We start from the raw sequence: 13,078 nt of genomic DNA on the forward strand, positions 1-13,078 counted from the left end.
ACGGGGTGCCGGTCCGGGAAGGGACAGTCGACAGCAATGAGCGTGCTCGATCAGGTGAACGACCCCGCCGACCTTCGGGCCCTCGGCCAGGATGACCTGGCGCGGCTCTGCGGCGAGATCCGGGAGTTCCTCATCCGTAAGGTCTCCGCCACGGGTGGGCACCTCGGTCCCAACCTCGGCGTCGTGGAGCTGACGGTGGCGTTGCACCGGGTGTTCGACTCACCCAGGGATCCCATCGTCTTCGACACCGGGCACCAGTCGTACGTCCACAAGATCCTCACCGGGCGCCGCGACCAGTTCGACGGGCTCCGCACACGAGGGGGGCTGTCCGGGTACCCGTGCAGGGCGGAGAGCGAGCACGACATCGTCGAGTCGTCGCACGCCACCGCGTCCCTGTCCTACGCCGACGGCCTGGCCAAGGCGTTCGCGCTGCGGGCCGAGAAGGACCGTACGGTCGTCGCGGTGATCGGCGACGGTGCGATGACCGGTGGCATGGCCTGGGAGGCGCTCAACAACATCGCGGCCGGCAAGGACCGGCCGATGGTGATCGTCGTCAACGACAACGGCCGTTCGTACTCGCCCACCATCGGCGGAATCGCGGAACGGCTCGGGGCGCTCCGGCTCCAGCCCGCCTACGAGAAGGCCATGGACCGCACCAAGCGCACGCTCACCGCGCGCAAGGACGTGGTCGGCAAGGCCGTGTACTCGCTCCTGCACGGGATCAAGGCCGGCCTCAAGGACGTCGTCTCACCGCAGGAACTGTTCGCCGATCTGGGCCTCAAGTACATGGGTCCGGTCGACGGGCACAACCTCGCGGCCACCGAGTCGGCTCTACGGCTGGCGAAGGACTTCGGCGGACCGGTGGTGGTCCACGTGGTGACCCGCAAGGGGATGGGGTACGTCCACGCCGAGAACAACGAGGCGGACCAGATGCACGCCACCGGCGTCATCGATCCCGACACGGGCAGGCCGCTCTCGTCCTCGTCCTCGGTGGACTGGACGTCGGTCTTCTCCGACGAGCTGTGCGAGATCGGTTCCGAGCGGGAGGACGTCGTGGCGATCACGGCGGCCATGGCCGGGCCCACGGGGCTCACCGCCTTCGGCGACCGCTTCCCGGACCGGATGTACGACGTGGGGATCGCCGAGCAGCACGCGGTGGCCTCCGCCGCGGGACTGGCCCTCGGTGGCCTGCACCCTGTCGTCGCCATCTACTCCACCTTCCTCAACCGCGCGTTCGACCAGCTCCTCATGGACGTGGCCCTGCTCAGGCAGCCGGTGACGCTGGTCCTGGATCGTTCGGGCGTAACGGGCCCCGACGGGGCGAGCCACAACGGGATGTGGGACCTGTCGTTGACCGGCATCGTCCCCGGTGTCCGGGTGGCCGCACCCCGCGATGCCGACTCGCTCCGGCAGGAACTTCGCGAGGCCGTCGAGGTGACGGACGGGCCGACCGTCGTCCGCTTCCCGAAGGGCTCCGTCGGCGACGCCATCCCGGCCCTCGAGACGTCGGAGGACGGAGTGGACCGCGTGTACGGCACCGGGAACGGGGACGTCCTGCTGGTGGCGGTGGGGTCGATGGTGGCGCCCGCGGTGGACGCCGCCCGGGCGCTCGGGGCCGAGGGCATCTCCGTCGACGTGGTGGACCCCCGGTGGGTCTACCCGGTGCCGGCCTCGATCCTGGAGTCCGCCGGCGGCCGGTCGCTCGTGGTGACGGTGGAGGACAACGGACTGCACGGGGGCGTCGGGTCCGCGGTCTCCGCCGGCCTGGAGCGGGCGGCCGTCTGCGTGGACCGTCTCTCCCTGGGGATCCCGCAGGAGTTCCTCGACCACGCCTCGCGCGGGGAGATCCTCTCCGACGCCGGGCTGACCCCGGAGGGGATCGCGGACGGGATCCGCGGGCGACTCGGGGCGTGAGGACCGGGGGTCACCCCCCGGTGCGGAACCCGTGCACGGCGTCCAGCAGGACGGGGGAGGTCAGGTCGATCTGCCACTGACGCGCGCCCTCCTCCCGCAGGACCAGATCGAGCAGCTCGGCGTCGTCCGCGGGCCCGGTGGTGGCGGCACGCCACACCCACAGGCGCAGGGTCGACGGTTTGAGCAGTAGGCCCTGTTCCAGGGACCGCTCCGCGGCGAGCGTCCCGAGCGCCTCGCGTGCGAGCTCGAGCAGGGCCGCGGCCTCCGGCTCGTTGCGCTTCCACGACGCGTGCGGCGGATGGTCACCGCGCGGACCCTGACGGGGGGGAAGGTCCCCGCGCCCGAGCCCGGCCGCCCAGTCCAGGGCCGCCAGCCACTCGTCCACCAGTCGTCGGCGGTGCGGGCCGTCGAACCCGGCGATCGCGAGGAGGTCGGAGCGGATCGTCGGACCGGTCCGGGCGGCCTCGATGATCGCGGCGTCGGTGAGGAGGCGCTTGGGGGCGATGTCGCGCTCGGCGGCCACCCGGTCGCGGGCCATCCACAACTCGCGGGCGCGGGCGAGCTGCCGGGTGTCCCGGAGGGACGACAGGCGGGACAGGCGACGCCAGGGGTCCGGAGCCGCGGGCGCGGGGTCGGACCCGGCCAGGCGGCGGGACTCGGGGTCGGACCACCCCCCGCGACCGAGGTCGGCCCGGGGGGGCGGGGCGGGGTGGGGGGGCTCGTGGAGGAACAGTACGTCGTAGGCGGCGTAGTCGAGCCACGCGGCGGGCAGCGGCCGACGCGACCAGTCCGCCGCGGAATGCGCCTTGGCCAGCCCGATCCCCAGATGCGTGGAGATCATCGCCCCCAGGTTCACGCGCTCGATGCCGAGGAACCGGCCGGCGAGCTCGGTGTCGATGAGCGATTCCGGCCGGATCCCCAGGTCGCGGAGCGAGGGCAGGTCCTGGCTCGCGGCGTGCACCAACAGCGGTCGGCCCGACAGGACGTCGGCGAGCGGTCCGACCGTCTGGCCGGCGGTCTCCGGATCCACCAACAGCGCGGGTCCGGTCTCGGCTCGCAACTGGACGAGGAAGGCCCGCTCGGAGTAGCGGATTCCCGAGGCGCGCTCGACGTCCACGGCGATCGGCCCCGAGGAGGCCTCGAGGGTCGACGCGACCGCGGCGAGACCGGCGGTGTCGTCCACGAACTCGTACTGGGCCGGGGGAGGCGGCGCCCCGGCCGGGGTCTCACCGCGTCGGCTCCCCGTCACGCCCGGGGATGCAGCGAGGTCACACCCACCGGCGGCAGTCCGGCGGCCTGCGCGAGGGTCTTACAGAACGCCTCGGCGTGACCGGTGAGGTCGGGCTCGAGCGCGGTCCACGAGGCCCTCAGCTCCAACTGGTGGGCCTGGGGAGGGCCGGAGATGTCGCCGTAGCGGACCGACGCGGTGCTCGTGACGGTGCCGCCGAGCGCGGTGTACGGGCCGGCGTCCTCGTCGAGCGCCTCGGTGAGCCAACTCCAGGCCACCTCGGGGAGGAACGGGTCGCCGGCGAGAGAGGCCTCCATGTCCGCCTGGATGTACGCGACCAGCCGGAGGGTGCCGTTCCACGCATCGTCCCCGGACGGGTCGTGGAGCAGGATGAGGCGCCCGAACGCGTCCCCCTCGGAGAACTCCGGGACATCGTCGCCGGTTCCGGGGATGATCTCCACGCCGAGCGCGTGGCTGTACGGTGCCAGCCGCTGAGGGGGTCGGATCGGGCCGACGGAGATCTCCGGGCGGACCTCGAGTCGGGACAGCGACTCGACCGCCTCCCGGAAGACCTCGGGCTCTCCGTCATTCACCGGTGTACTCACGGCTGGTCACGCTAGCGACCGGCCCCGGTCGCCGGGAGGAGGCGCGCCGTCGCCCGCCAGGGTGGGTGCCAGGGTGGGGTGACAGGCCGCGATCCCGGACTCATGGGACGATGGAGGGCGTGCTGAACTCCGACGTGCCCTCGACTCCCACTTCCCCGGCCCCGCGGGATCCCGATCGCGCCACCGGGCGCCGGTCCGGGACCGGGCCGTACCTCGACGAAGTGACCGGCATCGGCGGCGCACACACCCCGGTGTGGTTCATGCGCCAGGCCGGCCGCTCGCTGCCCGAGTACCGCGAACTGCGTGCCGGGACCACGATGCTCGAGGCGTGCTTCAACCCCGAGATGACCTGCGAGGTCACCCTCCAGCCGGTGCGCCGTCACGGTGTGGACGCCGCGATCTTCTTCTCCGACATCGTGATCCCGCTCGCCGCGGCCGGTGTGGACATCGACATCGTGCCGGGGACCGGGCCCGTGGTGGCCGAGCCCATCCGGGACGAGGCGGGCGTCGCCGCCCTCCCCGAGCTCACGCCGGACAGGCTCGGGAAGATCGAGGAGGCCGTCCGGATGGTGGTGGCCGAACTCGACCCGCAGGTCGCACTCATCGGCTTCGCCGGCGCCCCCTTCACCATGGCCTCCTACCTCGTCGAGGGTGGTCCCAGTCGCAACCACGAGCACACCAAGTCGCTGATGTACTCGCGACCCGACCTGTGGACCTCGCTGATGTCCAAGCTCGCGGCTCTGACCACGGTCTTCCTGCGCGCGCAGATCGACGCGGGTGTCGACGCCGTCCAGCTCTTCGACTCGTGGGCCGGGGCGCTGAGCCTGCGCGACTACCGCCGGTTGGTGCTGCCGCACTCCACCGGCATCTTCGCCGACGAGGTGATCTCCACCGTTCCCCGCACCCACTTCGGCGTGGGCACCGGCGAGCTCCTCGGCGCGATGGGGGAGGCCGGCCCCGAGGTGGTGGGCGTGGACTGGCGGATCCCGCTCGACGACGCCGCCGGTCGCGTCCCGGGCAAGGTCCTCCAGGGCAACCTCGACCCCGCCATGCTCTTCGCCGACCGGTCCGCCCTCGACGGGGAGGTCCGACGGATCCTCGACGAGGGGGCGCGTGCGCGTGAACTGGGCGCCCGCGGCCACGTGTTCAACCTCGGCCACGGCGTCCTGCCGACCACCGACCCGGGCGCCGTGACCCACGTGGTGGAGCTGGTGCACGAGCTGACCGGGCGGTAGCGGTGCCCCCTCGCGTCGCGGTGGTCGGTGGCGGCCTCAGCGGGTTGACCGCCGCGTACCAGCTCTCCCGCGACCTGCCGGGTGCCCGGATCACCGTCCTGGAGGCGTCGGAGTCCGTCGGCGGCGCGCTCCGCACCGTCGACTTCCCCTCCGGCCCGATGGAGCTCGGGGCCGAGGCGTTCATCGGCCGCCGCCCGGAGGCCTCCGAGCTCGTCGGAGAACTCGGGCTGACGGGGGCCCTGCGCCACCCGGGCCCGCTCGGCCCCGCGATCCTCGCGGGGGGCCGCCTGGTGCCCATGCCGGCGGGCACGCTGATGGGCGTGCCGTCGGACGCCTCGACCCTGTCGGGGGTCCTCACCCCCGAGGAGACGGCCGTCGCGGCCCGCGAGGCCGAGATGCCGCTGGACTGGATCCCCGGCGCGGACGTGTCCCTGGGGCGGCTCGTCGCCGCGAGGTTCGGTCCCGCCGTGGTGACCCGGCTCGTCGACCCCATGCTCGGCGGGGTGTACGCCGCGCCCAGCTCGGGGCTGGGCCTGCGCCAGGCCGTCCCGGGGCTCGCCGACGCCCTGGACCGGGGGGCGCCCTCGCTGACCGCCGCGGCCGGGGGGCTCCTCGCCAACCGGGTCCCCGGGCCGGTGTTCGCCACGCTCGACGGCGGCTACCGGGTCCTGGTGGACGCGCTCGCACACGCGTCGGGGGCCGCGGTGCGCACCCAAGCGTCCTGCACCGCGATCCACCGGGGGGCCGGCGGCTACGCCCTCGCGGTCTCCGGGCCACGGGGGTCGTGGGTCGAGGAGGCGGACCTCGTCGTCGTGGCCGTCCCCGTCCCCCACGCGGTGCCGCTCCTGGCGGCGGCCGGCGGGGTGGACGGCGCGGTGGCGGGCCTCTCCCGGATCCGGACGGCCTCGTCCGCGGTGGTCGCGATGGAGGTCGACAGGTCGCTGGACCTGCCCGACCGATCCGGCGTCCTGGTGGCCACCGACGAGCCGGTGCCGTTCAAGGCGATGACCTTCACCAGCCGCAAATGGCCGCACCTCGACACCCGTCCGGGGCACCTGGTGCGGGTGTCGTTCGGGCGGCTCGACGACGACGAGGTCCTCGCGGCCGACGACGCCGCCCTGGCCCGCATGGCCGAATCGGCGCTGGCCGGGGTGTGCGGGTCCGCGCCGACGGTCCTGCATTCCCGGGTCCGCCGGTGGGAGGACGCGCTCGCGGAGATCGGCCCCGGGCACGACGGCAGGATCTCCGGGGTCCGCGACGAACTCGCGGAGCGGCTCCCCGGCGTGGAGCTGGTCGGTGGGGCGACGGAGGGGGTCGGGGTCCCCGCGTGCATCGGCTCCGCACGGGCCGCGGCCCGGCGCCTTTCCCAGAGGTGGCAGGATTGAGCCATGGCACGCCTTGACTACAAGAAGCTCAACTCGACTCTCCGCTACCTCATGTTCTCGGTCTTCACCGTGACCCCGGGCGAACTGGGGGAGGACCGGGCCGCGGTGGCCGCGGATCTCGAGGGGTTCCTCGCCCGGTTCGACGGAACCGACGTCGTGGTCCGCGGGCTCTACGACGTCTCGGGTCTGCGCGCCGAGGCCGACTTCATGATCTGGACCCACGCCGAGCACATCGAGGACCTGCAGACGTTCTACAACGACTTCCGGCGCGGCACCCTCCTCGGCCGGGCCAGCACCGCCTACTGGTCCAACACCGCGCTGCACCGCCCGGCCGAGTTCAACAAGAGCCACATCCCGGCGTTCCTCGCGGAGGAGGAGCCGGGGGCCTACATCTCGGTCTACCCGTTCGTCCGCTCGTACGAGTGGTACCTGCTCCCCGACGAGGAACGCCGCCAGATCCTCGCCGAGCACGGCCGCGCGGCCCGCGAGTACCCGGACGTCCGGGCCAACACCGTGCCGTCGTTCTCGCTGGGCGACTACGAGTGGCTGCTGGCCTTCGAGGCCCCCCAGCTCGACCGGATCGTGGACCTCATGCGCGTCATGCGCAGCACCGAGGCCCGCCGCCACGTGCGCGAGGAGGTCCCGTTCTTCACCGGGCCCCGCGTCACCGCCGAGCGGCTGGCCACCACGCTGCCCTGACCCCCGCGCGGGGAGTGCCCGTCAGTCCTCCGCGGGGTCGAGGGTCATGCTGAGGGAGTTGATGCAGTACCGCAGATCGGTGGGCGTCGGGTAGCCCTCGCCTGAGAACACGTGGCCGAGGTGGCCGTGGCAGTTGGCGCACAGGACCTCGGTCCGGGCCATCCCCATGGTGGTGTCGGTCCGCTCGATGACGGCGTCCCCGGCCAGCGGTGTGTAGAACGACGGCCACCCGCAGTGCGACTCGAACTTGGAGTCGCTGCGGAACAGCTCCGCGCCGCAGCCGCGGCAGCGGTAGACGCCCTCGGTGGTGGTGTCGGTGTACTCGCCGGTGTACGGCCGCTCCGTGCCCGCCCGCCGCAGGACCTGGTACTCCTCGGGGCTCAGGCGGCGTCGCCATTCGGCGTCGTCCAGCGTGAAATCGGGCCGGGGGGTGTGGGTATCGGTGCTCTCGCTCATGCCCGCAGGCTACGCCGCCGTGGCGGCGGGTGCGATCCGCTCGTGGCGCCGCGGGTCGGTGCGCCGCCACAGCAGGACCACGAGGACCGTCGCCAGCAGCAGCAGCCAACCGATGGTCGGGTGGGCGAACTCGAGCAGTCGCCCGTAGTAGGGCCACCGCGCCGACTCCCAGAAGTCCAGCGTGAAGATCCCGTACGCGGCGAGCCAGGCCGGCCAGTTGCGGACCAGCGACTTGTCCACCACCACCGTCAGCATGAGCGGGATGAGCATCATCGAGTAGTACATCTGCCCGAGGGTGGAGACCAGGAAGACCCCGGTGAGGACGACGCCCGATGTGGTGGTCAGCCACAGGACCTCGTTGGTGTACCGGTAGTCGAGCAGGAGCCACACCGCCAGGAGGGTGGCCGCCACCACGAGGATCCGCGCGACCAGGACGAGCGGCTCGGGGACGCCGTAGTAGAGGCCGAGACCGGCGAGGGAGCTGTTGTAGTAATCACGGACCTCGCCCATGTAGGGCAGCGTGGTCTCGAGGTAGCGGCCCGCGTCGACCGTGAGCGCCCAGCCGGCCGCCATGGCCGCGGCGGGGATGGCGACCGCGGCGACGAACGGCTGCCACTGCCGACGGATGAGCGGGAGCACCAGGAGCGGGGCCAGCATCGGCTTGATCGCCAGGGAGAGCCCCATGGCCACGCCGGCCCACCAGAGTCGCCGACGGTGCAGCAGGTACAGGAATCCCACCTGGCACAGGAAGATCACGCCGTTGACGTTGGTGAAGACGAGGGTGTTGGTCACCGCCTCCGTGCAGAAGGTCGCGAGGACGATCGCGGGGGTGGCGAAGGATCGCACGTCGAGGTCGAAGAGCCTCATGAGCAACCACAGGGCGCCGAGGATCGCCGCGGTGTTGAGGAGGATGAACAGCCACCGCGCGAGGGTGTAGTTGTCGATGACCCCGAAGGGCGACAGCAGGAACGTGCCGCTGGGGGCGTACAGGTAGTGCGGCTGGACCGTGAGCAGGTTCTCGCCGTAGACGGGTTCACCCGCCAGGAACCGCCTGGTCGCGATGTAGACGGTGCCGAAGTCGTTGGTGATGGAGCCGTTGACCGCCTTGATCACGACGCGGTGGAGCACGGTCATGATCGCCAGCGGCCACAGGACGTGGGCGAGGATGCGGGGCACGGTCATCGTGCTTCGGGTCGGCAACGGCACGGACAGCACGGTACCGCCAGGGGCGTCGTCCCGGACGGAGGCGCTCCGGATCAGGACGGGCAGGCGGTGGACGGCCCGCCCGGGGCCGGGTCCTCGAGGAAGGCCACCAGGGCGGCACGCGCGCAGGCCGAGTGCAGGATCACCCGCGACCCGGGCGCCCCCCACGTCACGGTGCGGACCTCCCGCGCGCCGGCGGCGGTGAGCATCCCGGCCGTCGGGTCCAGCGCGGCCGCCCCGGCGAGCGGGTCGGCGATACCCCCGAGCAGGAGGACCGGGGCCGCGCCGCTCAGGTCGACGGGGGACAGGCCGGGGACCGGCCAGGTGGAGCACGCCGACAGCTGGGCCGCCAGGATCGCACCGAACGCCCGGACGTCCGACCATTCGGCGGCGAGCTCCGGCACGCGGTTCACCGGGACCCGGTCGGACAGATCCGAGCACCCCGCGACGTACGGCAGGGACGAGCCGGACAGCTCCTGCGCCCGGGCGCGGACCGACGCGGGGAGCTCACCGGGACCGGCCGCGACGAGGTCGCCGAGGAGCGCGTCCCCCTCGGACGCCGCGGGGGCGGAGGCGCCGGACAGGTCCCCCAGGGCGGACCGCACCACGTCGGAGAGCAGGGCGGCGGGAACCGGGGCGCCGGGGTCACGCGCCAGGTCCAGGGCCCGGGTCACCGCGTCGACCTTCTGGTCCGGAGCGACCGGTCCGCACTCGTCCCGGGTGCACGACGCGGCCCACAGCCGGAGGGCGGAGTCCGAGCCGTCGAGCGCCGACCGTGCCGCGGACTCCTGGTCGCCGTCCCAGGGGGCGGGCGAGTCCAGCACGAGCAGCGCCACGCGTCCGGGGTGGGCGCCGGCGTAGTCCAGGGCGGTGCCGGCCCCCGTCCCCATCCCCAGGACGGCGAGCCCGGGCACGTCCCACTCCTGCCGGAGCTGCTCGAGGTCCTCCGCGGCCCCCGCCGCCCCGTAGTCGAGCTCCCGGCCCGGGAGCTGGTCCGTACAGGACTGGGCGGTGTCGGCGAGGGCGCCCCGCAGCTCGGGGGAGCCGGGGTCCTGCCCGCTGTCCGCGAGTCCGTCGAGCGTGCGCCGGGCGGCGAAGGACAGGCACGCGCCCGCCGCTCCGGTGCGCCCACGGTGGTCCACGATCACCACCGGGCGGGTCGCGACGAGCTCGGGGCCGGCGGAGGCGAGCCGGACCGCGAGGGCGTCGGCGGGGGTGTCGGGACCGGCGACGACGACGAGGGGAGGAGCCTCGTCCGGTGTGCCCGGGCCGGTGACCCGCAGCACCGGGGTCTCACCCAGCAGCGCGCACTCGACCCCCGCCCCCTCCGGCATCCCGCCGGTGCCGCCGTCCGCGCAGGGGATCCAGTCGAGGTCGGTGCGCGGCGCGGCCCACTCGGGCGGGTCGAGGAGATCGGTGCCCGCGCCCGGATCCGCCGACCGGCCCGGCCCGTCGCCGGTCGCGAGCCGCGGCCCGGTGGCGGGGAGTGGGGCGCAGCCGGTGAGCGTGAGGGCCAGGGCCGCCGCGGCGGCCCCGAGCCTGAGGGTGGCGTCGGCGCCTCTCACGGGCGACGCCCCCCCACGACCCAGCGGGTGTACAGACCGCCCCTCGGGCAGGAGAACGCGGCGGCGACCCGCATCGGGACCCGGGTCGTGGCCGGGCCCGTCGCCAGCGGGGAGTCCTCGCCGCCGACGATCACCTCCGGCGCCAGGGACAGGACCAGCTCGTCGACCGCGCCCTCGGCGAGCAGGGCGCCGAGGAGCCGTGGTCCCCCTTCGAGATCGACCTCGTCCGCGTGGAGGTGGGCGGCCAGCGAGCGGATCGCCGCACCCGTCGGGCCCGGACCCAGGACATGGACGGTGACGCCTCGATCCCTCGCCGCTCGGACGCGGTCGATGTCCACCCCGTGTGCTGCCGCGATCCGGACGCGATCCCCGGAACCCGCGCAGTGCTCGACCAGGGCGTCCGGGAGGGTCCGGGTGAGCACGAGGACGACCGGGGGCGGCCCGGGCCGCCTGTCGGCCCAGACCGGGCTGGTCTCGGCCGGGCCGTACCCCTCCGCGAGCGCGGTCCCCGACCCCACCAGGACGAGGTCCGCGCGGGCACGCATCGCGGTGTACACCAGCCGGTCGGTGGGCGTCCCCAGTCCGCCGCTGCGCCCGTCGACGGTCGTGGTCCCGTCGAGCGAGGAGATCATCACCGCCCGGATGAGTGGCGGGACCAGGGCGGGATCGGGCTCCAGCGCGGTCCAGATCGCGTCGAGCGCCTCGGGATCGTCGTCGAGGACGGGGGGACGCGTCGACCGCACCTGGTGCTCCTTCCGTTCTGACGTGTGTCGCCCCACGATAGGCTCTGCGCATGGTCTCTCGCCTCGTTGACGTCACCCCGGTGGTCCCCGCCGACCAACTCGTGGCCCAGATGGTCCCGCCGTCGATGTTCGACGACGTGAGTTTCGACTCCTACATCCCGGACCCCTCGCAGCCGTCGCAGGCCGCCGCGGTGACCGCCTGCCGGGGCTTCGCCGAGACCGTCGTGGACCGCCGCGCCCCGAGGAAGGGCCTCTTCGGGCGTCGGCCCAAGTCGGTCCAGGGGGCCGGCATCTACCTCGACGGTGGCTTCGGCGTGGGCAAGACTCACTTGTTGACCTCGATCTACCACATGTGTCCCGAGCCCAAGGCGTTCGGGACCTTCGTCGAGTTGACGCACGTCGTGGGAGCCCTCGGCTTCAACCGCGCCGTCGAGGAGCTGTCGGCACACTCGGTGCTCTGCATCGACGAGTTCGAGCTGGACGACCCCGGCGACACGATGCTGGTGTCCCGGTTGCTCGCCGAGCTCACCACGGCGGGGGTGAGCGTCGCCGCGACCTCCAACACCCTTCCGGAGCAGCTGGGGGAGGGACGGTTCGCCGCGAAGGACTTCATGCGGGAGATCCGGAAGATGTCCGGGATCTTCGAGTCGATCAGGGTCGACGGCCCCGACTACCGGCACCGCAACCTGCCGCCCGCCCCGGACCCCATGACCGATGCGGACCTGGAGGCGGACGCCGCAGCCGAGCCGGGCGCGACCCTCGACGACTTCGGCGCGCTGTGCGAGCACCTGTCGACCCTCCACCCGTCCAAGTACAACCGGCTGGTGGACGGCGTCACCCGGGTGTGCCTTCGGGACGTCCGGCCCCTGCCGGACCAGTCGATCGCCCTGCGGATGATCGTCCTGGCCGACCGCCTCTACGACGCGGGGATACCCGTCCGGAACTCCGGCGAGAAGCTCGACGCGATCTTCACCGAGGAGATGGTCGCGGGCGGCTACCGCAAGAAGTACCTACGCGCCACGTCCCGGCTGCTGGCGCTCTCCCGATTCGACACCGTCGGAGGCTGACGGGGGGCGGCCGGGAAGGCCCAACAGCGTCTTCTCGTAGACCACGTCGTCGTTCTCCCGCCCGCCCACCAGGAAGACCCGGTGGCCGCGTTCGAGGAAGCCGTTCTTGACGTAGAAGGCGCGCGCGCGGGCGTTGGCCACGTTGGTGGCCAGCCACAGTCCGCGCGCACCCCGCCCGGCGCACAACGCGGTGATCGCGTCGAGCATGTCGGCGGCGACGCCCGTGCCGAGGTGGGCGGGGTCCACGTAGAGCTTGCTGATCCCCACCGTGGGACGGTGACGGATCTGGTCGGCGCAGGACGGATCCATCTCGGTGCCGTCGATCAGCAGGGCGTAGCCCACCAGCTCGCCCCCCGGCCCCCTGGCGGCCAGGAGATCGTGTCCGGGGGCCGCGAGATGACCCTGCAGGGCGACCGCGGAGAGATGCCGGGCGATGAACGAGTCGATGGCCTCCCGGGGCAGTTCCGGGGGGCACGCCAGCGGGAAGGTCCGGGCGGCGAGATCTGCGATCGGGCCGAGGTCGGAGTCGACGGCGGTCCCGACGCGAGTGAGCACACGACGAGCGTAGCGGGGGCCTGGACTCAGGCGTGCAGGTGCAGGGTCTCGGCACCACCGACGCCGGCCAGGACGACCCTCTCCGAGTCGTCCCCGCCGCCCAGGATCAGGGTGACCTCGTAGGTGTCCGTCCCCGTGCGGTGCAGATCGGCGAGGACGCCTGTGGAGTGCCTGAGGTCCACCACCCGACCGCGGACGTCCTCGAGCCGAAGGGAGTCGATCGTCGTGGATCTGGGCAGGTCGTGCTGTACGGACATGACCCGATGATGAGCGCTCGACGTCACGTGGAGGGCACAGGCGGGTACCGAAGAGGGAGCATTTGGCGCGAAATGACGTACGCCCCGACCGTGGGGTCGGGGCGTCATCTGGTGCGCGATACTGGGATTGAACCAGTGACCTCTTCCGTGTCAGGGAAGCGCTCTC

At 73.0% G+C, this 13,078-nt stretch carries 13 protein-coding genes; 5 read left to right on the top strand and 8 right to left on the bottom strand.

The features are described from left to right. Positions 1-36: 36 nt before the first annotated feature. The gene (dxs, locus tag Q0444_RS08085) at positions 37-1,914 is read left to right on the top strand and encodes a 1-deoxy-D-xylulose-5-phosphate synthase (RefSeq protein WP_291084818.1); all 1,878 of its coding nucleotides are present in this window, start codon (positions 37-39) and stop codon (positions 1,912-1,914) included. 10 nt (positions 1,915-1,924) lie between these two features. On the opposite strand, the gene Q0444_RS08090 is transcribed toward dxs, so the two are convergent. Both Q0444_RS08090 and Q0444_RS08095 read right to left on the bottom strand, forming a co-directional pair. Continuing rightward, positions 1,925-3,163 (bottom strand): HRDC domain-containing protein, encoded by a 1,239-nt coding sequence (locus Q0444_RS08090; RefSeq protein WP_299022819.1) that lies wholly within the window; start codon positions 3,161-3,163, stop codon positions 1,925-1,927. After that, the gene (locus Q0444_RS08095; RefSeq protein ID WP_291084812.1) at positions 3,160-3,747 is read right to left on the bottom strand and encodes a DUF3000 domain-containing protein; all 588 of its coding nucleotides are present in this window, start codon (positions 3,745-3,747) and stop codon (positions 3,160-3,162) included. Before Q0444_RS08095 ends, Q0444_RS08090 begins: the two co-directional genes overlap by 4 nt. 110 nt (positions 3,748-3,857) lie before the next feature. On the opposite strand from Q0444_RS08095, the gene hemE reads away from it, so the two are divergent. The 3 genes from hemE to hemQ are packed head-to-tail and all read left to right on the top strand — an operon-like array spanning position 3,858 to position 7,066. Beyond that, positions 3,858-4,982: a uroporphyrinogen decarboxylase gene (gene hemE / locus Q0444_RS08100; RefSeq protein ID WP_299022821.1), complete on the top strand. Its 1,125-nt coding sequence runs from the start codon at positions 3,858-3,860 to the stop codon at positions 4,980-4,982. Positions 4,983-4,984: 2 nt separating this feature from the next. Beyond that, positions 4,985-6,367, top strand: coding sequence for a protoporphyrinogen oxidase (gene hemG / locus Q0444_RS08105; protein WP_291084806.1), 1,383 nt, complete (start codon positions 4,985-4,987; stop codon positions 6,365-6,367). A 3-nt stretch (positions 6,368-6,370) separates the two neighbouring features. Continuing rightward, complete coding sequence (gene hemQ, locus Q0444_RS08110) at positions 6,371-7,066, top strand: hydrogen peroxide-dependent heme synthase (protein ID WP_299022823.1); 696 nt, start codon at positions 6,371-6,373, stop codon at positions 7,064-7,066. Between the two features lie 21 nt (positions 7,067-7,087). Here the strand turns inward: hemQ and msrB are convergent, their stop codons facing one another. Genes msrB through Q0444_RS08130 form a run of 4 tightly spaced genes read right to left on the bottom strand, consistent with a single transcriptional unit; the run spans position 7,088 to position 11,033 of the window. Next, positions 7,088-7,522 carry a peptide-methionine (R)-S-oxide reductase MsrB gene (msrB, locus tag Q0444_RS08115; RefSeq protein WP_291084800.1) on the bottom strand — a complete coding sequence of 145 codons (435 nt, stop codon included), beginning with the start codon at positions 7,520-7,522 and terminating at the stop codon, positions 7,088-7,090. A gap of 9 nt (positions 7,523-7,531) precedes the next feature. Beyond that, positions 7,532-8,728: a glycosyltransferase family 87 protein gene (locus Q0444_RS08120; RefSeq protein WP_299022825.1), complete on the bottom strand. Its 1,197-nt coding sequence runs from the start codon at positions 8,726-8,728 to the stop codon at positions 7,532-7,534. Between the two features lie 50 nt (positions 8,729-8,778). Continuing rightward, on the bottom strand, positions 8,779-10,290 hold the full coding sequence (locus Q0444_RS08125) for an alpha/beta fold hydrolase (protein ID WP_291084794.1): 1,512 nt from the start codon (positions 10,288-10,290) through the stop codon (positions 8,779-8,781). Next, a complete protein-coding gene (locus Q0444_RS08130; protein WP_299022827.1) occupies positions 10,287-11,033 on the bottom strand; it encodes a dihydrofolate reductase family protein in 747 nt (248 codons plus the stop codon). Before Q0444_RS08130 ends, Q0444_RS08125 begins: the two co-directional genes overlap by 4 nt. A 50-nt stretch (positions 11,034-11,083) precedes the next feature. Here Q0444_RS08130 and zapE point away from each other — a divergent pair, with 50 nt between their 5' ends. Beyond that, positions 11,084-12,100 carry a cell division protein ZapE gene (gene zapE / locus Q0444_RS08135; protein WP_299022829.1) on the top strand — a complete coding sequence of 339 codons (1,017 nt, stop codon included), beginning with the start codon at positions 11,084-11,086 and terminating at the stop codon, positions 12,098-12,100. On the opposite strand, the gene Q0444_RS08140 is transcribed toward zapE, so the two are convergent. Further along, entirely contained in the window at positions 12,044-12,655 is a 612-nt protein-coding gene (locus Q0444_RS08140) for a GNAT family N-acetyltransferase (protein ID WP_299022830.1), read from the bottom strand. The genes zapE and Q0444_RS08140 overlap by 57 nt on opposite strands. A gap of 26 nt (positions 12,656-12,681) precedes the next feature. Beyond that, a complete protein-coding gene (locus Q0444_RS08145) occupies positions 12,682-12,912 on the bottom strand; it encodes a hypothetical protein (RefSeq protein WP_299022831.1) in 231 nt (76 codons plus the stop codon). Positions 12,913-13,078 lie beyond the last annotated feature (166 nt).

The organism is uncultured Dietzia sp., assembly GCF_937873725.1.
Lineage (GTDB): Bacteria > Actinomycetota > Actinomycetes > Mycobacteriales > Mycobacteriaceae > Dietzia.